Annotated in this window: 22 protein-coding genes and 1 pseudogene; 7 read left to right on the top strand and 16 right to left on the bottom strand. The window is 69.9% G+C overall.

Going from position 1 to position 22,794, the window contains the following annotated elements; translation table 11 throughout:
- Positions 1 to 151 precede the first annotated feature (151 nt).
- The 9 genes and pseudogenes from ASG91_RS21310 to ASG91_RS18385 form a co-directional block, all read right to left on the bottom strand.
- Positions 152 to 367: pseudogene (locus ASG91_RS21310) on the bottom strand (aromatic ring-hydroxylating dioxygenase subunit alpha); the annotation flags it as partial.
- A 1-nt stretch (position 368) separates the two neighbouring features.
- Positions 369 to 1,291: Rieske 2Fe-2S domain-containing protein (locus tag ASG91_RS18420; RefSeq protein WP_371262069.1), on the bottom strand; the 923-nt coding region annotated here is incomplete at its 3' end.
- Positions 1,292 to 1,321: 30 nt separating this feature from the next.
- On the bottom strand, positions 1,322 to 2,284 hold the full coding sequence (locus tag ASG91_RS18415) for an alpha/beta hydrolase (RefSeq protein ID WP_056924084.1): 963 nt from the start codon (positions 2,282 to 2,284) through the stop codon (positions 1,322 to 1,324).
- Positions 2,285 to 2,288: 4 nt separating this feature from the next.
- Positions 2,289 to 2,759, bottom strand: a complete 471-nt coding sequence (locus tag ASG91_RS18410; protein ID WP_056924083.1) for a MaoC family dehydratase — start codon at positions 2,757 to 2,759, stop codon at positions 2,289 to 2,291.
- Positions 2,756 to 4,309, bottom strand: coding sequence for a long-chain fatty acid--CoA ligase (locus ASG91_RS18405; protein WP_056924082.1), 1,554 nt, complete (start codon positions 4,307 to 4,309; stop codon positions 2,756 to 2,758). Before ASG91_RS18405 ends, ASG91_RS18410 begins: the two co-directional genes overlap by 4 nt.
- A complete protein-coding gene (locus tag ASG91_RS18400) occupies positions 4,306 to 5,283 on the bottom strand; it encodes an amidohydrolase family protein (protein WP_305728752.1) in 978 nt (325 codons plus the stop codon). Before ASG91_RS18400 ends, ASG91_RS18405 begins: the two co-directional genes overlap by 4 nt.
- Positions 5,280 to 6,203: an SDR family NAD(P)-dependent oxidoreductase gene (locus tag ASG91_RS18395; RefSeq protein ID WP_056924081.1), complete on the bottom strand. Its 924-nt coding sequence runs from the start codon at positions 6,201 to 6,203 to the stop codon at positions 5,280 to 5,282. Before ASG91_RS18395 ends, ASG91_RS18400 begins: the two co-directional genes overlap by 4 nt.
- A 61-nt stretch (positions 6,204 to 6,264) precedes the next feature.
- Entirely contained in the window at positions 6,265 to 7,377 is a 1,113-nt protein-coding gene (locus tag ASG91_RS18390; RefSeq protein ID WP_056924080.1) for an NAD(P)-dependent alcohol dehydrogenase, read from the bottom strand.
- A 100-nt stretch (positions 7,378 to 7,477) separates the two neighbouring features.
- Complete coding sequence (locus tag ASG91_RS18385) at positions 7,478 to 8,947, bottom strand: aldehyde dehydrogenase (protein ID WP_200961353.1); 1,470 nt, start codon at positions 8,945 to 8,947, stop codon at positions 7,478 to 7,480.
- Between the two features lie 239 nt (positions 8,948 to 9,186).
- On the opposite strand from ASG91_RS18385, the gene ASG91_RS18380 reads away from it, so the two are divergent.
- From ASG91_RS18380 to ASG91_RS18355, 6 genes are read left to right on the top strand one after another with little or no spacing between them, the layout of a single operon-like run.
- Positions 9,187 to 10,380: an ABC transporter substrate-binding protein gene (locus ASG91_RS18380; protein WP_162257552.1), complete on the top strand. Its 1,194-nt coding sequence runs from the start codon at positions 9,187 to 9,189 to the stop codon at positions 10,378 to 10,380.
- A 55-nt stretch (positions 10,381 to 10,435) separates the two neighbouring features.
- The gene (locus ASG91_RS18375; protein WP_056924078.1) at positions 10,436 to 11,206 is read left to right on the top strand and encodes an ABC transporter ATP-binding protein; all 771 of its coding nucleotides are present in this window, start codon (positions 10,436 to 10,438) and stop codon (positions 11,204 to 11,206) included.
- A complete protein-coding gene (locus ASG91_RS18370; protein ID WP_082594305.1) occupies positions 11,193 to 11,909 on the top strand; it encodes an ABC transporter ATP-binding protein in 717 nt (238 codons plus the stop codon). Before ASG91_RS18375 ends, ASG91_RS18370 begins: the two co-directional genes overlap by 14 nt.
- Positions 11,906 to 12,760, top strand: coding sequence for a branched-chain amino acid ABC transporter permease (locus tag ASG91_RS18365; RefSeq protein WP_056924077.1), 855 nt, complete (start codon positions 11,906 to 11,908; stop codon positions 12,758 to 12,760). Before ASG91_RS18370 ends, ASG91_RS18365 begins: the two co-directional genes overlap by 4 nt.
- Entirely contained in the window at positions 12,757 to 13,749 is a 993-nt protein-coding gene (locus ASG91_RS18360; protein ID WP_056924076.1) for a branched-chain amino acid ABC transporter permease, read from the top strand. The genes ASG91_RS18365 and ASG91_RS18360 overlap by 4 nt, the downstream gene beginning before the upstream one ends.
- Entirely contained in the window at positions 13,746 to 14,204 is a 459-nt protein-coding gene (locus tag ASG91_RS18355) for a MarR family winged helix-turn-helix transcriptional regulator (RefSeq protein WP_056924075.1), read from the top strand. The genes ASG91_RS18360 and ASG91_RS18355 overlap by 4 nt, the downstream gene beginning before the upstream one ends.
- 540 nt (positions 14,205 to 14,744) lie before the next feature.
- Here ASG91_RS18355 and ASG91_RS18350 read toward each other — a convergent pair.
- The 6 genes from ASG91_RS18350 to ASG91_RS18325 are packed head-to-tail and all read right to left on the bottom strand — an operon-like array spanning position 14,745 to position 20,755.
- Positions 14,745 to 15,758 (bottom strand): aldo/keto reductase, encoded by a 1,014-nt coding sequence (locus tag ASG91_RS18350; RefSeq protein WP_235545770.1) that lies wholly within the window; start codon positions 15,756 to 15,758, stop codon positions 14,745 to 14,747.
- A complete protein-coding gene (locus tag ASG91_RS18345) occupies positions 15,755 to 16,720 on the bottom strand; it encodes a Gfo/Idh/MocA family oxidoreductase (protein WP_056924074.1) in 966 nt (321 codons plus the stop codon). Before ASG91_RS18345 ends, ASG91_RS18350 begins: the two co-directional genes overlap by 4 nt.
- 1 nt (position 16,721) lies before the next feature.
- On the bottom strand, positions 16,722 to 18,083 hold the full coding sequence (ligA, locus tag ASG91_RS18340; protein WP_056924073.1) for a protocatechuate 4,5-dioxygenase subunit alpha: 1,362 nt from the start codon (positions 18,081 to 18,083) through the stop codon (positions 16,722 to 16,724).
- Positions 18,080 to 19,009 carry an amidohydrolase family protein gene (locus tag ASG91_RS18335; RefSeq protein ID WP_056924072.1) on the bottom strand — a complete coding sequence of 310 codons (930 nt, stop codon included), beginning with the start codon at positions 19,007 to 19,009 and terminating at the stop codon, positions 18,080 to 18,082. The genes ligA and ASG91_RS18335 overlap by 4 nt, the downstream gene beginning before the upstream one ends.
- 6 nt (positions 19,010 to 19,015) lie before the next feature.
- Positions 19,016 to 19,705, bottom strand: coding sequence for a 4-carboxy-4-hydroxy-2-oxoadipate aldolase/oxaloacetate decarboxylase (gene ligK / locus ASG91_RS18330; RefSeq protein ID WP_056924071.1), 690 nt, complete (start codon positions 19,703 to 19,705; stop codon positions 19,016 to 19,018).
- 24 nt (positions 19,706 to 19,729) lie between these two features.
- Complete coding sequence (locus ASG91_RS18325; RefSeq protein ID WP_056924070.1) at positions 19,730 to 20,755, bottom strand: amidohydrolase family protein; 1,026 nt, start codon at positions 20,753 to 20,755, stop codon at positions 19,730 to 19,732.
- Between the two features lie 98 nt (positions 20,756 to 20,853).
- Between ASG91_RS18325 and ASG91_RS18320 the strand changes: the two genes are divergently transcribed.
- On the top strand, positions 20,854 to 21,540 hold the full coding sequence (locus ASG91_RS18320) for a substrate-binding domain-containing protein (protein ID WP_157606422.1): 687 nt from the start codon (positions 20,854 to 20,856) through the stop codon (positions 21,538 to 21,540).
- 33 nt (positions 21,541 to 21,573) lie between these two features.
- Here the strand turns inward: ASG91_RS18320 and ASG91_RS18315 are convergent, their stop codons facing one another.
- A complete protein-coding gene (locus tag ASG91_RS18315; protein ID WP_256363736.1) occupies positions 21,574 to 22,788 on the bottom strand; it encodes a 4-hydroxybenzoate 3-monooxygenase in 1,215 nt (404 codons plus the stop codon).
- Positions 22,789 to 22,794 lie beyond the last annotated feature (6 nt).

Below are 22,794 nucleotides of genomic sequence, written 5' to 3'. Positions count from 1 at the left end.
CCGGAGTCTGCGCCATCCTCGCTCATTGCGCCACCCCGGCCCTCCGCGGCCAGCATCCGGTCGAGGATCCGGCGCACCCACATACCGCCGGCGTCGATGTTGAGGCTGTAGAACTCGTGGTCCGGGTTGGCGTCGATTGCCGCCTGCTGGNAGCATCCGGTCGAGGATCCGGCGCACCCACATACCGCCGGCGTCGATGTTGAGGCTGTAGAACTCGTGGTCCGGGTTGGCGTCGATTGCCGCCTGCTGGGCCGACAGCATCGCCTCGTCCTCGGCGAACACGCCCTTCACGCCCTCGCGCAGCTGTGTCGTGATCAGCTGGCTGTCCAGCCGGTAGTTGCGCATGAAGGCCCAGAAGTAGTGGGAGNTCCTCGGCGAACACGCCCTTCACGCCCTCGCGCAGCTGTGTCGTGATCAGCTGGCTGTCCAGCCGGTAGTTGCGCATGAAGGCCCAGAAGTAGTGGGAGGTGCGGTCGGTCTCCGGAGTGATCGTGTTCATGACGTAGCCGTTGACGCCCTGGCTCCGGTCGCCCTCGGGAGCGCCGGTGCCGGCCCGTGCGACGCCGACGTCGATGCAGATCGTGGACGGGGCCTCGTAGTGGATGATCTGCCACCGGTCGACCCGGCCGTCGAACTCGGGGAACTTGTCTCGGATGTTCTTGCGCCAGAACGGTGGCGGGTCCACGTCGAGCATCCACCGCTCGACCGTCACCCTGCCGTCGTCCTCGAGGCGGGTGCGGAAGCCGGACTCGCTCAGCTCCGCCTGTCCGATGCTGCTGCCGTGGACGAACTCCTCGTGGGTGAGGTCCATCAGGTTGTCCAGGATCAGCTGGTAGTTGCACGGCGCCTCGATGGTCAGGCCGTCGCCGGCCCACTCGGGGTGGTCCATCTGGTGCATGTCCGGGATCAAGTCGGGGTCGGCCAGGGTGACGTCGCCGGGCCACACCCACAGGAACCGGTAGCGCTCGACGACGGGGTACGACGGCACCATCGCGCTGGGGTTGATCGTCTCCTGGGCCGGCATCTGGGTGCAGCGACCCGCGGAGTTGAACCGGAGCCCGTGGTAGGGGCACTGCACCTCGTCGCGTCCGACCAGCTTGCCCTGCGAGAGTGGTGCCAGCCGGTGCCAGCACGCATCGGCCAGCGCCACCGGCCGGCCGTCGGTCGTGCGGTAGAGCGCCATCGGCTTGCCCGCGACGGTCCTCGCCAGGAGGCCCTTGCTGGTGACCTCGTGGTCCCACGCGACGGCATACCAGGCGTTCAGGGGGTAGGGGAAGATCTTCGCGGTCACGCGTCCGCTCGGCACCAGGTCGGTCACCGCTCAGACCCCCTGCGTCACCGACGCACGGAAGGCGCGGCGGAGGGCCTCGAGCTGGTCGGACACCATCTGCTGGGTCACCCTCGCGCCGGGGATCATCGCGGAACCGTGGAACGTACCCGGGTAGAGGTGCAGCTCGGTCGGCACGCCGGCCTGCACCAGGCGTTGGGCGTAGGCGATGCCCTCGTCGCGGAGCGGGTCGAACTCGCACGTGGTCACCAGGGCGGGCGGAAGTCCGGCGAGGTCCGTGTGCCGCGCCGGCGCGGCATACGGCTCGACCCTCTCGCTGCCACGCACCCCCTCGCCGAGGTAGTAGTCCCAGCTGACCTCCGCGGTGGGCCGGTTCCAGAGCGGTGTGTCGTGGAACGCCTGCATCGAGGGTGAGTCGAGCCGGTCGTCCAGCTCGGGTATGCCGAGATACTGGAAGCACAGGGCGGGCCCGCCCCGGTCGCGAGACAGCAGGGCGACCGCCGCCGACAGGCCACCGCCGGCGCTCTCGCCACCGACCGCGATCCGGTCGGGATCGATGCCGAGCTCGGTGGCGTTCTCGGCGGTCCAGACCAGCGCGGCGTAACAGTCCTCGAGGCCGGCCGGGAACCGGTGCTCCGGCGCCAGCCGGTAGTCCACCGAGACCACGACCGCGCCCACCTGGTCGGCGATGCGCAGGACGTCGGAGTGGTACAGCTCGAGGCTGCCGAGGACGAAGCCGCCCCCGTGCAGGTACACCAGCCCCGGACGTGGGACGTCCGTCGTCGAGGGGGTGTAGACCCGGACCGGCACCGGCGGTGCGTAGCCAGGGCCGGGCACGAGGACATCGAGGACCTCGACCGGCGAGGTCGGCTGGTATGCCGGCAGCGCCTCGAGCAGCGCCGCCTCGCCTGCGCGGGCGGCAACATAGTCGGCGAAGGGCAGGTCGGACAGCGCCGGCACCCAGGGGGCCAGCTCGGGATCGAAGGCATAAGTCATTGGCTCAGTCCTTGTAGTAGCGGTGGACCATCTGCGCGATGCAGACGGGCTTGGGTGCGCCCTCGAGCTCCATGACCGCGTCGATGGTGGCCTGGACCCCACCGCCCGCGACCTCTTCGGCGCCGGCCAGCGACGCCGTGACTCGCACGCGGGAACCGGCCGGAACAGGTGCTGGGAAGCGAACCTTGTTGAGGCCGTAGTTCACCGCCATGCCGAGCTCCTCGAAGACCAGGATTTGCGACCAGAGCGGGATGAGCAGCGACAGCGTGAGGTAGCCATGGGCGATCGGCTCGCCGAACGGCCCCTGCTTCGCGCGTTCGACGTCGACATGGATCCACTGGTGGTCGCCCGTGGCATCGGCGAACAGGTTGATCCGGTCCTGGCCCACCTCGACCCACGGGCTCGTGCCGAGGTCGTCGCCCACCATCGTGAGCAGGTCCTTGGGGTGCGAGATCGTCGTGGAGCTGTGTGTCATGGGGTTTCCGTCCTGTCGGGTGATGAATGGGCACGTGCCGCCCGGTCGCGCAGCACCGAGCGGAGCACCTTGCCGGTGGCGTTCGTGGGAAGGTCCTCGCAGAACTCGATGTAGCGGGGGATCTTGTAGCGAGCCAGCCGTTGCTCGAGATGCCTGCGCAGCGCTGCCTCGTCCAGCGCCTCGCCGGACCCCTGGGTGGGCCGCTGGCACACGTAGGCGCAGCCCACCTCTCCCCAGCGCTCGTCCGGCAGGCTGACGACCGCGGCGGCGACGACGCCCGGGAGCTCGGTGATGACCGCCTCCACCTCCGCGGGGTAGATGTTCTCGCCACCGGAGATGATGACGTCCTTGACGCGGTCGACGACGTAGGCCCAGCCGTCCTCGTCGATGCGGACCACGTCACCCGAGCGGTACCACCCGTCGTCGGTGCGGGCGCCGGCGGTCTCCTCGGGGCGGCGCCAGTAGCCGGCGAACACGTGCGGCCCGCGGACGAGGAGCTCGCCCTGCCCGGGCCCTGATGACCGGACACCATCGGTTGCCTCGAGCAGCACGTCGGTGAAGAAGTGCGGCACCCCGGCGGATACCGGGCGTGACACGGCCCCCTCGGGCAGTCCCATGAAGACACCTGGAGCCGCCTCGGTCATGCCGTAGCCCTGCTGCAGCACCACGCCGCGCGACAGCCAGGCCTTCGCCACCCGCTCGGTGATCGGCGACCCGCCGTAGATGACGTACCGCAGCGACGACAGGTCGGCCGATCCCCAGTCGGGGTGGTCGCACAGCATCTGGAGCATCGTCGGGACGGCGGAGAACGAGGTGGCGCGGCGGCGCTCGATCATCGCCAGGAAAGCCCCCGCGTCGAACTTGGGCACGACGACGACGGTCCCGCCCTTGAGCAGCGTCGGCATCGACACCTGCCCGAGGCCTGTGACGTGGAACAGCGGTGCCACGCAGAGCGCGACGTCCGTGCCGAGCACATCGACGTGGGCGAGCTGGTTGACGGTGTTCCAGGTGATGTTGCCGTGGGTGAGCACCGCTCCCTTGGGGCGGCCCGTGGTGCCCGAGGTGTAGAGGATCAGCACCGCGTCGTCGTGAGGCACCAGATCGTCCGGCCACGAGACCTCGTGCGGGTGCATGGTGGTGGAGCGTCGCAGCTCCTCGGTCGTGAGCACGTGACCGACGCCGCTGGAAGCCGGGCCAGCTGCGCGCACGAGCTCGGTGCACTCGCTGCCGTGGACCAGCACCGCACTACCGCTGTCCTGGAGCATGTACGCGATCTCTGGAGCAGCAAGCCGGGTGTTGAGCGAGACGAAGACCGCGCCGAGCCGAGCCGTGGCGAAGAAGCACACGAAGGTGTCGATGCTGTTTTGACCGAGATAGGCGACCCGCTCGCCCGCGGCGACCCCCAGCTCGCCGAGCGCTCGGGCGGTGGCCTCCACCTTGGCGGCCAGCTCGGTGTAGCTCAGCTCCTCCTCGTCGGTGGCGAGCGCGATGACGTCAGGGTTCATGCGCGCCCTGCGTGCGGGCCAGCTGCCGATACCGGGGATGTTCATGACGGCTCCTTCTGCCGCACCTGGCTGCCGTCGAGCTCTGGCGTCGGCGGGCGAAGGTTGAGCGCGGTGACGGCGTTGTCCTTGAGGATCCGCGGTCGCACCTCGTCCTTGATGCCCAGTTTCCCGAACTCCGCAAGCCAGCGGTCCGGCGAGATCAGCGGAAAGTCGGAGCCGAACATCACCTTGTCCTTGAGCAGGGTGTTTGCGTACGCCACCAGCTGGGGCGGGAAGTACTTCGGAGACCAGCCGGACAGGTCGATGTAGACCCGCGGCTTGTGGGAGGCGACCGCCAGCGCCTCGTCCTGCCAGGGGAATGACGGGTGCGCGATGATGATCGTGAGGTCCGGGAAGTCGACCGCGACGTCGTCCAGGTGCAGGGGGTTTGAGTACTTGAGCCGGATGCCGCCCCCGCCGGGCAGGCCCGAACCGATCCCGGTCTGGCCGCTGTGGAACAGGGCAGGGACGCCCAGCTCAGCGAGCACCTCGTAGAAGGGGTAGACGCTCCGGTCGTTGGGGTAGAACGCCTGCACGCTCGGGTGGAACTTGAAGCCGCGGACGCCGAGGTCCTCGACCAGGCGGCGTGCCTCCGCGACACCGGCCTTGCCCTTGGCGGGGTCGATGCTGGCGAACGGGATGAGGACGTCGGCGTTGCGTCGTGCCGACTCGACCACCGCCTCGTTGGCGATCCGGGTGTGACCGAGCGCAGCCTCCGCGTCGACGGTGAAGACCACCGCGGCCATCCGCCGTTCCCGGTAGTAGGCCGCCAGCTGGTCGAGCGTCGGGGGGCCGCCGCCGTCGACGCCGAAGTACTTGTCGGCCCCGGCCCGGAGGTTCTCCGGCAGCGAGAAGTGTCCGCAGCCGTCGGTCTCGGCGTGCGTGTGCACGTCGATCGCCGTCAGGCCGTCGAGGTCGAGCTGCGGCGTGTACCGCGGCGCGACGGCACTGGCGGGCGCGGCAGGGGAGGGCACGGTCACGCCCCGTGGGCCTGCAGCTCGGGGAGCACCGGCATCGGGATGCCGTAGCTCTCGAGGCTCTCGCCGACGGTGGACCGGAACGCCTCGGCGAGCGCGTCGGCGGTCCAGCCACCGTCGAGGAAGGCGCTGCGGATCTCGGTCGGGTGCGACCAGAGCGAGAGCCGGTCACCACCGATGCCGATGGCCTGCCCGGTCACGTCGGCCGAGGCGTCGGACGCGAGGTACACCACCAGCCCGGCGACGTCCTCCGGTGTGCCGAACGACGCGGCGCGACGCACGACCGAGGGCACCGGAAGTCCCTGCGTCATCAGGTCGACGTAGGGCGCGAGGAAGGGGATGGTCTCGGTCATGGCGGTGGCGGCGTTGGGGATGACTGCGTTGACGGTGACGCCGGCCTTGGCGAGCTCCATCGCCCAGGTCCGCGCCATGGCGACGATGCCTGCCTTGGAGGCGGCGTAGTTGGTCTGCCCGAAGTTGCCCCGCTGACCCGCTGGTGAGCCGGCCAGGATGACCCGCCCGCCCTCGCCCTGGGTGCGGAAGTGCCGCGCAGCCTCTCGGACGCAGGTGAAGGTGCCGCGTAGGTGGACGTGGACGACCGTGTCGAAGTCCTCGTCGGTCATGTTCCACAGGACCCGGTCGCGCAGCACCCCCGCATTGGTCACCATGACGTCGAGTCGGCCGAACGACTGCACGGCGCGGCCCACGAGCCGCTCAGCCGCCTCAGTCGTGCCGACGGGGACGACCTCCGCCACGGCGCGACCACCGCTCGCGGTGATGGCCTCGACCGCCGCGTCGGCGGTCTCCTGCTGCACGTCGTTGACGACGACAGCGGCACCCGCGTCGGCCAGTGCCTTCGCGTACGCGAGGCCGAGTCCCTGACCTGCGCCGGTGACGACGGCGACCTTGCCGGTGATGTCCATGTGTTGCTCCTCTTGGTTCCTGGGTGGTGCGTGGTCTGCAGCAGTACGGGGGTGCGGCCGATCAGTCGGTGAAGCGCAGCACCGGCTTGATGGCGGTGCCACTCTTGACGTCCTCGACCGCCTGCTGGATGTCGCCGAAGTCGTAGAAGCTCACCAGCTCGGAGACCGGCAGCCGTCCGTCGGCGACCATCGACGCCAGCACCGGGATGAGGGTCTGGGTCTCGCTGTCGCCGAGTGTCACGCCGACGACCTTCTTGCCGCCGAGCATGCCGTTGACGTCGAGGCTCACCTCGGTGCCGAACGGCGGGGCACCGACCACGACGACCGTGCCACGCGCGGAGAGTGCGTCGACGGACTGGCGCAGCACGGCCACGTTGCCCGTCGTCTCGATCACCCCGTCGCAGCCGGCGCCGCCCGTGATCTCGGCGACGCGAGCGGCGAAGTCCTCGGTGGAGGCGTCGACCACGTGGGTGGCGCCGAGCTTGCGCGCGACGTCGAGCCGCCGCGGCACGATGTCCACGGCAACGATCCGCAGGGCGGGCGTCAGCGCGGCGGCCATGACCGCCGAGAGGCCGACGGCGCCTGCTCCGGCGATGACGACCGTGCTGCCCGGGCGCGGGTCGAGGACGTTCCAGACCGCGCCCACGCCGGTCTGCACGCCACACCCCAAGGGAGCGAGCAGCTCGAGTGGCAGGGCGGGGTCGACCTTGACCACACTGCGCTCGTCGGCGATCGCGGCTCGGGCGAAGGAGGACTGTCCGAAGAAGTGGCTGCCGAGGGGCTGACCGTCCCGCGTGATGGTCGCGGAGCCGTCGTCGCGCGTGCCGCCGATCAGGTTCGCGGGCAACCAGGTGGCGCAGTATGCCGGGTGGCCACGCCGACAGTTGGCGCACCTCCCGCAGGAGGTGAAGGAGAGCACGACGTGGTCGCCCGGCTGGACCGAGGTCACCGCCGAACCCACCCGCTCGACGACGCCGGCGCCCTCGTGACCGAGCACGCCCGGCAGGGGGAAGGGCAGTCCACCGGAGGCGACGCCGAGGTCGGTGTGGCACAGGCCGGCGGCGGTCATCCTGACGAGGACCTCGCCAGGTCGTGGTTCGTCCAGCTCGACGTCGTGGACGGTGAATGGCGCGCCGCCGGCCTCGATGACAGCGGCTTGGGTGGCAATGGGCATGGCGAGCTCCTGAACGTGTCGAGGTGAGGGACCCGGCGAGCGGGAGAGGTCGGGCGACCGAAGAAGGCGGTAGCGGGACTGGAGGGAACCAGACCGGCGGTCAGGCCGGTGGCGGGAGGGACACGACGACCGACTTGACCCTGGTGTAGGCCTCGAGGGCCTCGGGGCCGTACTCACGCCCGAAGCCGGAGTCCTTGACTCCGCCGAAGGGGATGGCCGGGTCGAGCATCGCCCAGTCGTTGACCCAGACGATGCCTGCCTGCAGGCGCGACGCGACCCGGTGCGCCCTGGTGAGGTCGCGCGTCTGCAGACCGGCGGCCAGCCCGTAGGCCGTCCCGTTGGCGAGTGCGACGGCTTCGTCCTCGGTGTCGAAGGCCTGCACGGTGAGCACGGGGCCGAAGACCTCCTCGGCCACCACCCGCGAGTCATCCGGCAGGTCGGCGATGACCGTGGGCAGGTAGTAGTAACCGCCGTCGAGCTCGAGGCGCTCACCGCCGCACACGACCCGACCGCCCTCCTTCCGGGCGAGGTCGACCCACTCCTCGACGTTGCGCAACTGACGCTCCCCGGCCATCGGGCCGACGACCGTCGCCGCCTCACGGGGGTTGCCGATCGGCACCGTGGGCACCGCGTCGGCCAGGATGCCCAGGACGGTCTCGTACAAGGGTCGAGCCACCAGCAACCTCGGTCCGGCCATGCAGAACTGGCCGGAGTTGAACACGAAGGCCTTGATGACCGCGCCGATGGCGATGTCGAGGTCTGCGTCGTCGAAGACGAGGTGTGCCGCGTTGCCGCCCAGTTCCATCGTGACCGGCTTGAGGTGCTCGCCGGCCACGCTCGCCGCGTGGCGACCGACGGCGGTCGAGCCGGTGAACGCGATCTTGTCCACACCCGGGTGCCGCAGGAGGGCTTCGCCGACGACCTGCCCGCTGCCGGTCACCACGTTGAGGACACCGTCGGGGACGCCGGCGTCGTGCAGCAGCTGTGCCATGAACAGGGCGCTGAGCGGCGTGTCGTCCGCCGGCTTGTGCACGACGACGTTGCCGGCCGCCAGGGCGGGGGCGATCTTGGTGCTGGACAGGATCAGCGGGAAGTTGAACGGCGTGATGGCGGCGACGACGCCGACCGGCTCGCGGAGCGTGTAGGCCAGGGCGCCGAGGGGAGTGGCGCGCGTGGCGCCGTCGATGCCCTGGGCCAGGGCCGCGCAGTACTCGTACTGCTCCGCCGCGGTCTCCACGTCGACGGCGCGGCACAGCGTGACCGGTTTGCCGACGTCGTGGCTCTCGATGGCGACGAGCTCGTCCGCGCGCTCGCGGATCAGGTCGGCGACCCGGTGCAGGATGCGGGCCCGTTCGCGGCCAGACATCCGGGGCCAGGGGCCGTTGTCGAAGGCCTCGCGTGCGGCAGCCACCGCGACGGCGACGTCACCGGCGTCGGCCTCGGCGACCGTGGTCAGCAGCCGACCGTGCGCGGGGTCGATCACATCACGCCGCGCACCGGTGCCGGACTGCCGCCAGTGTCCTGCGACGAACAGCTCACCCCGGGGAAACGTCGTTGTCTCCATGCTCATTGTGCTGCCTCCATTATCAGGATTCCTGTCGGATTGAAGTCTGCTTCGAGGCTGGACGACTTGTCAATGGGTGAATCCACGTAGATCCCCCAGAACTACTTAGGCCCGGTCTCACGCGTGAAATCAACCCAACCGCAGCTCGCGGAAGGGGTCTTGACACCGTGTGTGACGGCGCTCATACTCCGGTGGCATCATCAGGAAACCTGATGAACGCTGACGATCACAATGAGGTGGAACAGATGCTGACTTCACGACTCGCCGCGGTAGCGGCAGCAGGTGCGCTGAGCCTGACCGCGGCGTGCACCGCCGCGGACGCCGGCTCGTCGACGAGCACGGGGCCGGTGAAGATCGGGGTCGTCGTGCCGGTCACCGGCTTCCTGTCGCCGCTCGGACTGGGGGACAAGGCGGCGGTGGAGCAGGAGGTCAAGGCGATCAACGACGCCGGCGGGGTCCTCGGGCGCAAGCTCGAGGTGACCATCAAGGACGACAAGTCCGACGTCCCGCAGTCGGTGACGGAGTTCAACCAGCTGGCGGCCGACAAGAGCTACAGCGCGATCCTGTCCTCATCGTTCGTCTCCGCATCGACGGCCGTCGGACCGAGCGCGAAGACCGCCAAGATCCCGATCGTGGCCCTGGGGCCGGTGAGTGCGTTCGCCGACGGCAGCAACCCCTACGCATTCACCGGGGTGGCAGTTCCCGAGGTGTACGCCCGGGCGATGGTCGACTATCTCGCGGCGCAGAAGATCAGCTCGCTGGCGATCGGCTACACCGGCAAGGACCTGTACGGCGAGACCGGGAACAAGGCCACCGTGGCCGCCGCGAAGGAGGCTGGCATCGACGTCGTCCTGGACGAGCCCTATGACCAGACCGCGACCGACTTCAGCGCCCTGGTGTCGAAGGTGAAGGCGGCCAAGCCCGCCGCGTTCCTGGTCTGGGGTGCGGGTCCGGCCCCCGTGATCATCAGCAAGCAGTTCGCGGGCTCCGGGATCCCGCTGCTCATGACCGGCGCCCAGGCGTCCCAGCTCTACGTGAAGCCGGCGGGAGCGGCGGCCGAGGGCGTCGTGATGACCAGCAGCATCGCCGTGCCGGGGCGGGAGCTCCCCGCAGGCCCGCTCAAGGACCTGGTCGACGCGTTCACCGGCCCCTGGGCGAAGACGAACGCGGGCTACCCCCCGCAGTTCGCGTTCGACGGCGCCACCGGCGTGCAGCTGCTGAAGGCAGCGATCGAGGAGGCTGGCTCCACCGATCGTGCGAAGGTCCGCGACGCGCTCGAGTCGCTGGACGTGCTCACCCCGACCGGCAGGTTCACGTTCTCCAAGACCGACCATGCCGGCCTGGACACCGACGCCGTCGCCATCGTCAAGGTCGAGAACGGTGACCTCAAGACGACGCCGTACTCGCTCCAGCGGTTCAGCACGAATCTTCCGAAGTGACCACCGGGGGCCCGGGCGCCATGCGTCCGGGCCCCACCTGCTGGGAAGGACGACCATGCTCACGATCGACCGGGTGTCGCGCCACTACGGCGGCGTGTACGCCAACCGGGACGTCACCCTCCGGGTGGCCGACGGCGAGCTCCGCGGCATCATCGGCCCGAACGGCGCGGGCAAGTCCACGCTCTTCAACCTGATTGCCGGCCACACCCGTCCCGACGCAGGCTCCATCTCGCTCGCCGGCCAGCGGATCGACCGGCTCCCCGCGCACAGCCGGGCTCGCCTCGGGGTCGCGATCGTGTTCCAGGGTGCGCGCCTGTTCCCGGGCATGAGCCTGCTGGAGAACGTCATGGTCGGCGCCCACAGCCGCACCCGGGCCGGCGTGCTGGCCGCTGCGCTCCGTACGCCGTACCAGCGGCGCGAGGAGCGCGAGACCCAGGCGCTTGCTGCCGACTGTCTCGAGCGGGTCGGGCTGCTGTCGTGGGCGGCGCGGCCGGCAGACAGCCTGCCGCTGGGCCAGCAGCGCCGGCTCCAGGTGGCGCGGGCCCTGGCAGGGCGGCCGCGGTTGCTGCTGCTCGACGAGCCGGCCTCGGGCCTGCGCTCCGAAGAGCGGAGCCAGCTCGCGGAGCTCATCACCGAGCTGCACCGGACCGGCACGACGATCCTCCTCGTCGAGCACGACGTCGGCATGGTGACCTCGCTGGCGCAGCAGATCGCCGTGCTCGACCTCGGCCGGGTGATCGCCGACGGGACGCCGGACGAGGTCACGTCCGACCCAGCCGTCGTCAAGGCCTATCTCGGAACAGGGGCGCATCATGCTGCACGTTGAGGACCTGGTGGTTCGGTACGGCTCCGCGGTGGCACTGGACGGCGTCTCGCTGCAGGTCGAGGCCGGCGAGATGGTGGCCTTGGTCGGGCCCAACGGCGCCGGCAAGTCCACGATGGTCAACACCATCGCGGGTCTGCTCAAGCCGTCGGCCGGGTCGGTCCGACTCGAGGGCCGCGTCGCGCTGGTGCCAGAAGGGCGGCAGATGTTCCCCGACATGACCGTCGAGGACAACCTGAAGCTCGGTGGCTGGTCCATCCGCAACCGGGACCTCGCCGAGGTCCTCGACCTGCTGCCCGACCTGGGGTCCCTGCGCAGGCGGAAGGCAGGGCGGCTCTCCGGTGGGCAGCAGCAGATGGTCGCGGTCGGCCGGGCGCTGATGGCGCGCCCCGACCTCCTCGTCATAGACGAGCTCTCCCTGGGCCTGGCCCCGCTCGTCGTCGACGAGCTGGCAGACCACCTGCGTCTCCTCAACCGTGAACGCGGCACCGCGGTGCTGCTCGTCGAGCAGGAGGTCGGACTCGCCTTCGATGTCTGCACCCGTGCCTGCGTCCTCGACGCCGGCCGCGTCGTGGCCTCCGGAACCTCGTCGGAGCTGGCTGGCACCGAGGTGGTGCGCCGGGCCTACTTCGGCGACCTGCCCCGCCCCGAAGACCTGAACACCGAAGACATGAACACCGAAGACATGGAAGAGGTCATTCGATGAACGAGCTGGTCGGGTACCTGGTGTCTGGAGTCGCCCTCGGTTCGTCGTTCGCCCTCATCGGCAGCGGCTTCGTCGTCGTGCACCGGGTCACCCGGGTCGTCAACTTCGCACAGGGCTCGCTGGCCGTCCTCGGAGGCATGCTGTCGGCGTCCCTGCTCGGCGGACGCCTGCCGCACGGTGTGGGCGAGCTCGTCGCGGTCGTGGTCTGCGGCGCGGTGGGCCTGCTGATGGGCATCCTCGCCGTGGGCAGGCGCGGCACCCCACCACTCATCTCCCTGATCGTGACCCTCGGGATCTCGCTGCTGGCGTCGGCTGCGATCATCTGGCTCTGGGGCCAGGACCCGGTCTCGCCGCCGGGGCTGAGCGGCTCCATGACGATCCTGGGTGCCAGCGTCGAGCGCCAGCGGCTGCTCGTCCTCGTCGCCACCCTGTTGACCTTTGCAGCCCTCGCGCTGGTCTTCTCCAGGTCCTACCTGGGCAAGGCGCTCACCGCCAGCGCGTCCAACCCCTTCGCCGCCAGGATGGTCGGCATCGACGTGCGGCGGATGGGGCTGGTCGCCTTCGCCCTCGCCGGAGTCCTGGGTGGCCTGGCCGGGGTGCTGGTGGCGCCGACGAACGCACTCTCGTTCTCCTCGGACCTGCCGCTGGCACTCAGTGGCTTCGCCGCTGCCGTCTTCGGCGGACTGACCAGCCCGCTTCGCACACTCGTCGGCGGCCTCTGTCTGGGAGTCGCCGGACAGCTCACTGCCGGCTATCTCAACGGGTCGTACCAGACAGAGGTGGCCCTGCTGTTGATGCTGGTGATCATGATCGCGCGAAGCAAGTCCTTCGTCGCGGAGGAGGCAAAATGAGTCGGCTGCTGAACTGGAAGACGCTGCTCGTCGTGGCCGGGTCGGTGGCTGCGTGTGTGGCGCCGCTGGTGATGGCCGACCTCACCTTCTTCATGCGAACCGTCCTCGCCGCGATCGTGGTGACGGGCCTGTCCATGCTCATGGGGTATGCCGGGCAGGCCTCCCTCGGGCAGGGTGCGTTCGTGGCCGCGGGTGCCTTGACCGTCGCGATCGGGACGACGCGGCTGGAGCTGCCGCCGCTGGTCGCGTTGCTGCTGGCCCCGTTGGTGGCCGCGGCCTTCGCCGCGCTGGTCGGCATACCGATCCTGCGCCTGCAGGGCCACTACCTCGCGTTCGGGACGCTCGCCCTGCTCCTGATGGTCCAGGCGGCGATGAGCGCCTTTGACGTGCTCGGTGGCGCCTTCGGGATCAGCGGCATTCCTGCCTTCGGCGTGGCCGGCACAGCGTTCTCCGGGCAGCTGCCGTACGCCTACCTCGCGCTGGTGTGCCTGGGTCTGGTGCTCACGCTCACGCATCGGGTGGTGCACAGCCGGTTCGGCCGCGGTGTCCGCGCCTTGGCCGGCAGCGAGACGGCAGCCGAGTCGGCCGGCGTCCCGGTCGGGCGCAGCAAGGTGGCGGTCTTCGCCCTGTCTGGCGCGTACGCCGGTCTTGCCGGCGCGCTCTCCGCGTTCTTCACGCCCTACGTGAGCCCGGACTCGTTCCCGGCCGTAGAGTCGTTCACCTACGTGATCATGGCAGTGGTCGGCGGACTGGGCACGGTGTGGGGAGGAGTGATCGGAGCGGTGGTCATCTCGGTGCTGTTGCAGGTGCTCAACTCCGTGAGCAGCCAGCCCGGCCTGCCGCCGACGGCTGGGCCGATCCTGCAGTACGCCACGTACGGCGCCGTCCTCATCGCGACGCTGCTGTTCCTGCCCCGGGGGATCCTGCCGTCGGCATCTGCGGCCCTCGGCGCCGGGCGACGGCGACTCGGAGCGGGAGCCGGCGGGTGACCACCAGTCCTTCCGCCGCGCCGGACCGCGACGTCACGCTGCTCTACCTGATCAAGCAGGTGGAGCTGGCCGTCCGCGACGCGCTGGACGAGGTGGTGGCGACCGCTGACCTGACCACCTTGCAGTACACCGCGCTGACCGTGCTCGAGCGGCACCCCGGCACCACTTCGGCCGAGCTGGCGCGCAGCTCGTTCGTCCGAGCCCAGACCATGGCTGAGATGGTCACCTTCCTGATCACCAGGGGGCTGGTCATCCGCGAGCGCGACCGGAGCAACCGACGGCAGTACCTGTTGTCCCTCAGCGGGGAGGGTCAGCAGCTGCTCGACGGCCTCTACGAGTCGGTGGCTGACATCGAGTCGCGGATGCTCGAGGCGTTCGACACCGGTCAGACGGAGATCTTCCGCACCTACCTGCTGCGCTGCCGGCGGGCACTGAGCGGCAACCCCCTGCGCTGACCGCCCTCCGGCCCCCCGCCCTCGAGATCACGTATGCCGCGCCGTGGCGCCTTCGCGTGCAAGGTCGGCGCTGCTGCGGGGCACCCGGTGGCGTCTCTGGGCGGACCGCGGAGCGGCGCTGCGTGGCGGCGTGAGCGGTGAGGGGAGGAGGCGTGCCGTCCCCAACGTGTGGAAAGAGTGCGCCTGTCCGTCAACTCCAGACGGAAGATCCCGCCGAGCCGCGATGTCGCAGGCATGCGGTCGGCAGGCATCGTTCGATCGATGCCGAGCGTCCGCGAGCTCGAGAATCATCTGTCAGTCGTCGGCCCAGTACCCGCGCCTGCGCTCGAAGTCCGCACGGGTCCTGCGTTGGTCAGCGGTCAGCTCGGCCTGGTCCATGCCCGCGCACCACTTGCCTGCTCCGCTCTCGCCGTGTCGCCACGCGCTGCCATCACGTCGGGGTGTGCGACGTGGTCGCCAATCTGGCCGGTCGTGACCCGCAGGGCAACGGGACTTCTCACTGAGAGGAATCGCCAGTCGCGATCAAGCACCGGGGTCGGATCAGCCCGCCGCGACGAAGGCCTCGGTGTCGATCTCCAGCGCCGTGGTGGCGTTGTACCGAGCGCCGTGGACGGTAACGGCGTTCAGCAGGTCGGCCGCGGCCGCCAAGACGTCGGGCGGGACGGCGAGCGGGAGCGCCTTCAGGTTGTCCCGGAGATGCGTCGCGCTGCGCGTGCCGGCGATCGGGATGACGTGGTCGCCCCGCGAGAGCAGCCAGGCCAGGGCGAGCTGGGAGAGGGTGCACCCGAAATCGCGGGCGAGCGTGATCAGCCGCGCGTGGATCGCCAGGTTGAGCGGGTAGTTGACGGTGTCGAAGCGCGGCATGTTCTGCCGAATGTCGTTTAACGGCAACGACTTCATGACCGGCGGAGACGCTGTGAGAAAGCCGCGTGCCAGGGGACTGAAGGCGACGAGCGCGATCCCGAGCTCGCGGCATACGGCGTGGGTGCCGAGCTCGGGGTTGCGGGACCACAGGCTGTACTCGTTCTGGAGAGCAGCGACGGGGTGGACGGCGTGTGCGCGCCGGAGCGTCTCGGCCGACACCTCGGACAGACCGATGGCGCGGACCTTGCCCGCCGCCACGAGCTCGGCCAGGGCGCCCACGGACTCCTCGATCGGCACCGAGAAGTCCCGGCGGTGCAGGTAGTAGAGGTCGATGACCTCGGTCCCCAGCCGCGACAGGGCCGCGTCGGCGGTGCGGCGAATCGTGTCGGGGCGGCCGTCGATGACGCGCTTGCCATCCACGCCGGTCATGCCGCACTTGCTGGCCAGCACGATCCGGTCGCGATGCGGCTTGAGGACCCGGCCGACGAGCTCCTCGTTGGCGCCGAAGCCGTACAGCGCTGCCGTGTCGAAGAGCGTGACGCCGAGCTCCAGCGCCGTGAGCAGGACCTGCTCGGCGTCCGCCGGACGGGGTGGGGTGCCGTAGGCATGGCTGAGGTTCATGCACCCCAGGCCGATGGGGGATACCTCGAACTGGCCGATCCGACGGGTGACGGGGTCGGGCTCGGTCACCGGGCGGCCTCGAGCTGCTGCTCCAGTGCGTCCAGGGTCCGATAGCAGTCAATGACGTCTGTGATCGAGGAGTTGGGCTGCCGGCCCTCGCGGATGGCTGCCACGAACTCGCGGTCCTGCAGCTCGATGCCGTCCATCGACACCGCCACCTGGCTCACGTCGATCGGCTCGTCCTTGCCCGTGCTCAGGTCGTCGTACCGAGCGAGGTAGGTGCCGGTGTTGCCGATGTACCTGAAGAACGTGCCGAAGGGCCCGTCGTTGTTGAAGGACAGGGACAGGGTGCAGATCGCGCCACTCTCAGCTCGCAGCTGGATGGACAGGTCCATGGCGATGCCGAGCTCGGGGTGGATCGGGCCCTGGATCGCGTTGGCCTGCACGATGGGCGAGCCGGTCTGGTAGGCGAACAGGTCAACCGTGTGCGCGGCGTGGTGCCACAGGAGGTGGTCGGTCCACGACCGGGGCTGGCCGAGGGCGTTGAGGTTCTGGCGGCGCAGGAAGTAGGTCTGCACGTCCATCTGCTGGATGGTGAAGCTGCCGTCCACGACCTGTTGGTGCACCCACTGGTGACTGGGGTTGAACCGGCGGGTGTGGCCCACCATCGCCACCAGCCCCGTCTCCTCCTGCAAGTCGGCACAGGCCTGCGCGCCGGCGAGGGAGTCGGCGAGCGGGATCTCGACCTGGACGTGCTTGCCGGCCCGCAGCACGGCCTGGGTCTGGTCGGCGTGCATCGGCGTCGGGGTGGCCAGGATGACGGCGTCGACGTCATCCATGGTGAGGATCTCCTCGAGCGTCGCCACGGCCCGGCCGACGCCGTGCTCGGCCGCGAAGGCCTGCCCCGACTCCAGCGAGCTGCTCACGACCGCCGCCACCTCGACGTCCTCGATGCGCTTCAAGCCGTTGACGTGCTTGGCGCCGAAGGCACCGCCCCCGGCGAGGGCCACTCGGATCGGCTGATTGGTCATCTCACTCCTGGGTGGGTGCAGCCGGACCGCTGGCCGGGTCCTGGGCCGCGTGGTTGGCGAGGACGAGGTGGCCGACCGCAGTGTTCGAGGCAGGCACATGGTAGAAGCGGTGCAGGACCTCGGTGGTGCCGGCGCCGGGACCACCGTCGTCGGCGATGTCCGCCATCGCGCCGCGGGCGATCAGCCACATGACGAGCTCGATGCCCTCTGATCCTGCCTCTTCCACGTAGTTGAGGTGGCCGACCTCCGCCTGGCCAGCGGGATCAGAGATGAGCCGGTCGAGGAAGGCGTTGTCCCACTCGCGGTTGATCAGTCCGGCCCGCGGCCCCTGCAGCTGGTGGCTCATCCCGCCGGTGCCCCAGATCTGGACGCGCAGCGGCTTGTCATAGGACTCAACCGCCCGGCGCAGGGCCCGACCGAGGGCATAGCACCGGGCACCGTGGGGGACGGGGTACTGCACGACGTTGACGGCCAGGGGGATCACCTTGCACGGCCACGGCTCGTCGGGCGGACGCTCGCCGAACATCAGTGACAATGGCACGGTCAACCCGTGGTCGACGGCCATCTCGTTGACGAGGGTCAGGTCGAAGTCGTCGAGGATGAGCGCCTGGGCCAGGTGTGCCGCGAAGTCGGGGTCGCCCTCCACCGGCGGGACTGGCCGCGGCCCGTACCCCTCGTCGGCGACCGGGAAGTGCGGCCCCGTCCCGATGACGAAGGTGGGGATGAGGTGCAGGTCGAACGCCGTCGCGTGGTCGTTGTAGACGAGGATGACGACGTCCGGGGTGTTGTCGGCCATCCACTGACGCGACCACTCGTACCCGTCGAACACCGCCTTCCAGTAAGGCTCTTCGGTCTTGCCGAGGTCCATCGCCGCACCGATCGCGGGCACGTGCGAGGTGTAGACGCTGGCGCTGATCGTGGGGTGCGCTTCCGCGGCGGGCGACGGCGCGGCATACCCCTGCTCGACGATGCGCGCCGCAAGCGCGTCGCGGATCCGGTTGCCCTCGATCGAGCGACCACCGGCGAGCATCATGTCGCGGTACTCGGCCTCGGTCATTCCCGTCATCGAACCGGCCATCTGCTGGAAGGACAGCCCGAACGTCGCGCCGATCTTGGACAGGAAGTAGATGTTGCCGCCCAGCCGGATGCACTCGTTGAGGTCGAGGTCGAGCACGGCCTGCTTCTGCTCCGGCGACAGCTCCCACTCGTCGAGGTAGGCGCTCTGGTCGGCGATGAACCGGGCTCGGTTGTCCGGCTTCATCAGCGACATGCAGAACTGGTTCAGGTGGTAGCCCTTGGCTGACTGGTCGGCATCGAAGATCGTCGTGCCGGGCACGTCGAGGTACGGCTTGTCCATGGTCATGGGGTGGATCCTTCCTCAGGCCAGTACAGGCGCATCGGGTTGTCGACGAGCAGCGCCTGCTGCAGTTCCGGAGTCGTCGCGATGTGGGGGATGCCGTCCACCAGCAGGCCGTCGTCGGGCATGTGGTCGGTGAGGTTCGGGTGTGGCCAGTCGGTGCCCCACAGCACCCGGTCGGGAAAGTCCTCGACGACGCGGCGGGCGAACGGCACGACGTCCCGGTATGCCGCGTGCTCGCCATCGAGGGCCGGTGGCCCCGTGCGCGACAGGCGTTCGGGACAGGTCACCTTGCACCACACGTCGGTCTTGTCCCGCATGAAGTCGAGGAAGCCGGCGAAGCCGGGTCCGTCCGGCGACGCGGACACGTCGGGCCGGCCCATGTGGTCGACGACGAGGGGCAGGGGGATCGAGGTGAAGAAGTCGCGCAGCTCGGGCAGGTCGGGTGCCTCGAAGTAGATGACGACGTGCCAGCCGAAGGGTGTGATCCGCGCGACGACGTCACGCAGGTCCTCGGGGGAGGGCGTGTCGACGAGCCGCTTGACGTAGTTGAACCGCACGCCGCGCACGCCGGCTTCGTGCAGGTCGGCCAGCTCGGCCTCGGAGATGCCCGGCCGGACCGTCGCGACTCCGCGCGCCCTGCCGCCCGAGGCCCGCAGCGCGTCGACCATGGCCCGGTTGTCGGCCCCGTGGCAGGTCGCCTGCACGATGACGTTCCGGCTGAAGCCGAGGTGGTCGCGCAGGGCGAAGAGCTGGTTCTTGGAGGCGTCGCAGGGCGTGTACTTGCGTTCCGGTGCGAAGGGGAACTCCGCGCCGGGGCCGAACACGTGGCAGTGGGCGTCGACGGCGCCCTCGGGGAGGGTGAAGCGGGGCTTCGTCGGGTCGGCGTACCAGTCCAGCCAGCCGGGGGTCTTGGTGATGGTCTCGGTCATCGGGCGTCAGTCCTCGTAGCGCAGGCCGAGACGGGCCAGCGGCTCGCGCATGTCATAGAGGTCGAGTCCCAGTGTGCCGCTGCGGAACTTGGCGCGCTTGCCCTCTTCGTTGGCCTCCCGCTTCGCGGCCTCGGCCGCCACCGCGGGCGCGCTCGCGGCGGGCACGACGACCACGCCGTCGACATCGGCCACGATGACGTCGCCGGGATGCACGAGGGCGTTGGCGCACACGACCGGGATGTTGACCGAGCCCAGGGTTGCCTTGATGGTGCCCTTGGCGTTGATGGCCCTGCTGAAGACGGGGAAGTCCATCTTCTCCAGGTCGGCGACGTCACGGACTCCACCGTCGATGACCAGGCCCGCGCACCCACGGCTGCGGAGCGACGTCGCGAGGAGCTCGCCGAAGAAGCCGTCCTCGCTCTCGGTGGTGCACCCTGCCACGAGCACGTCGCCCTCCTGGACCTGCTCGGCTGCGACGTGGAGCATCCAGTTGTCGCCGGGCTGGAGGAGGACGGTCACGGCCGGGCCGCACAGCTTCGCGCCTTGGTAGACGGGTCGGAGGTAGGGACGCATCAGGCCGACGCGGCCCATGGCCTCGTGGATGGTGGCCACGCCGAACGCGGACAGGTCGCGGACCGCATTCGGGTCGGCCCGCTCGATCCTGGTGTGCACGACACCGAGCTCGGTTCCGCTCATGGGTACTCCCTTCGGGTGGTCATGTCAGCGTCCTTGCTCGCGCAGCCGCGCGTCGAGGCGGGGGTAGACGCGGCGCGCGTTCGCGGCATACACGTCCTCGCGCTGGGCGTCGCTCAGGTGCGGTGTGGCGTCGACGTAGCGCTTGGTGTCGTCGAAGTACGCACCGGTGCGCGGGTCGACGTCGCGAACGGCTCCGATCATCTCGCTGGCGAAGAGGATGGCGCTGCTCGGGATGACGGTGGTCAGCAGGTCGACGCCGGGCTGGTGGTAGACGCAGGTGTCGAAGAAGACGTTGGCCAGCAACGCTTCCGGGTCGGGACGCTTGAGCGCCATGGCAAGGCCCCGGAACCGGCCCCAGTGGTAGGGGACCGCGCCGCCACCGTGGGGGATGACCAGGCGCAGGGTGGGGAAGTCGGCGAAGAGGTCGCCCTGGAGGAGCTGCATGAAGGCCGTCGTGTCGGCGTTGAGGTAGTGCGCTCCCGTCGTGTGGAAGGCGTCGTTGCACGAGGTGCTGACGTGCACCATGGCCGGCACGTCGAGCTCGACCAGCGCCTCGTAGATGGGGTACCAGGACCGGTCGGTCAGCGGCGGGCTGTCCCAGTGCCCGCCGGACGGATCGGGGTTGAGGTTGACGGTCACCGCGCCGAGCTCCTCGACCGCGCGACGAAGCTCCGGCACCGACGTCGCGGGATCAGCCCCGGGGGACTGCGGCAGCATGGCCCCCATGACGAACCGCTCTGGGTAGAGCGTGCTGACCCGGTGGCAGAGGTCGTTGCAGATCCGCGCCCAGGTCGAGGACACGTCGAAGTCGCCGATGTGGTGGGCCATGAAGCTCGCGCGCGGCGAGAAGATCGTCACGTCGATGCCGCGCTCGTCCATCAACCGGAGCTGGTTGGCCTCGATGCTCGCCCGGATCTCGTCGTCGGTGATCCGCAGTGCGGCCGGGTCGGGCGCGCTGCCTGGGCCGCCGATCGCGGCGACCTGGGCGTTGCGCCAGGCCTCGAGCGGCGCCGGCGCCGTCGTGTAGTGCCCGTGGCAGTCGATGATCACGGGCCCAGCCTCGCACCCGCTGGTCCGCCAGACAGCGAGACTTCCGTCTGGCGGAAGGGCTCTGTGGAGGAGGCAGGTGGCCGCCTAGGGTGGAAAGCATGGTCACCCTGCGAGGGCTTTCGTCAATGGCCACGCGCGGCGTCCTGACTGCCTTGACTGCCGAGGGCGACCTCGGGCTGGGCCATCTCGAGGTGGAGTCGGCGGGCGGCGTCGAGGTGGCGCGACGACTGCGAGCGGGCGGGCAGGCCGACGTCGTGGTGCTCGCGAGCGACGCGATCGAAGCGCTGGCCCGCGACGGCGTCCTCGACGGTCAGACGGTGCTGCCCTTGCTCCGGTCCGATGTCGTGGTCGGTGTCCCCCAGGGCGCCCCCGTCCCGGACATCAGCAGTGTGGAATCCTTGACGGCTGCCCTGCTCGCCTCGCGACGAATCGGCTACTCCACCGGGCCGAGCGGCTCGGCGTTGCAGGCGCTCGTGGGGGCCTGGGGTCTCGACGAACAGCTGGCGGACCGATGGGTCCAGGCGCCTCCGGGTGTGCCGGTCGCCCGGCTGCTGGCCGACGGCGCGGCTGATCTCGGGTTCCAGCAACGCAGTGAGCTCGCCGCCGCTCCCGGTGTGACCGTCGCCGGCCGGATGCCACCCGGTGCTGAGATCATCACGATCTTCACCGGCGCGGTGGCGACGGCTTCGGAACACCCGGCTGAGGCCCTGGCGGTCCTCACCCTGCTCGCTGCGCCCGCGGCACACGGGGTGATCAGGCGTCACGCGCTCGAACCAGCTACCTGACCACGCGCCCGCCACCTGATGCGTCGACCGACGTCAGGATTCGGTCGGCCACCCTGCGTACTGCTCGGCGAGGTAGGTCCGACCGGCGCGCGTGGAGACGACGTTGTCCAGCTCACCCAGCTGGCGGCGCAGGTCGAAGGCGCTCGCGCCGGGCGCGGTGTGCAACATCTGGGTCATCCAGTAGGAGAAGTTCTGGGCCCGCCAGACCCGGCTGAGTGCCCGTGGCTCGTAGTCGTCGAGGGCGTCGAGCCCCTCCTTCCCCAGAGCACGCGGGATCACCTCGGCGAGGACCTTGACGTCGTGGAGAGCCAGATTCAGTCCGCGCGCTCCGGTGGGGGGAACCGTGTGCGCGGCGTCGCCGGCGAGCACCATGGAACCCCACCGCATCGGTTGCTGCACAAAGGACCTGAAGCGCAGCACGGTCTTCTCGATGACCGGCCCCTCGACCAGGGAGAAGCCGTCGTCGCCCGCCACGCGCACCTGCAGGGTCTCCCAGATCCGGTCGTCGCTCCAGGCTTCGGTGTCCTCCTCCGGGTCGCACTGGAAGTACATCCGCTGCACGGCGTCGGTGCGCTGGCTGATCAGGGCGAAGCCGTGCTCTGAGTGGGCGTAGACGAGCTCCGGGGCGCTCTTGGGTGCGGCAGCGAGGATGCCGAACCACGCGAACGGGTACTCCCGGAAGAACTGGGTGCGACCGGCCTCGGGGATGAGCGAACGACACATCGAGCGAGAGCCGTCGGCGCCGACGACGATCGTGGCGCGCACCTCGTGACGCACCCCGTCAGCACTCGTGAACCGCATGGTGGGTCGGTCGGTCTCGACCCCATTCACCTCGGGGTCGGTCACGCCGAAGTGCACGGTGCCACCGTCACGGTCCCGCGCGTTGGCCAGGTCGATGAAGACGTCCGTCTGCGGGTAGAGCCACACCGAGCCCCCGACGAGCTCCCGGAAGTCGATGCGGTGGCCCCGTCCGCCGAAACGGAGCTCGGTCCCGCCGTGCTCGTGCCCGTCCCTCAGGATCCGGTCCGAGACACCCGTGTCGACGAGGTCACGAGCAGCGCCGGCCTCGAGGATGCCAGCTCGGTGTGTGCCCTCGATCTCCGCCCGGGTGCGCAGGTCGATGTTCACGCAGGCGATGCCCGACCTGCCGAGCCGGTGGGCAAGCATCAGGCCCGCCGGCCCCGCGCCCAGGATGGCGATGGGAACGTCGACGACGGTGTCGACGCGCTCTGTCGGCGCAGGTGCCACCCGGGT

It is taken from the genome of Phycicoccus sp. Soil802, from assembly GCF_001429605.1.
GTDB lineage: Bacteria > Actinomycetota > Actinomycetes > Actinomycetales > Dermatophilaceae > Pedococcus.
This window is presented reverse-complemented; position numbering and strand designations above follow the sequence as displayed.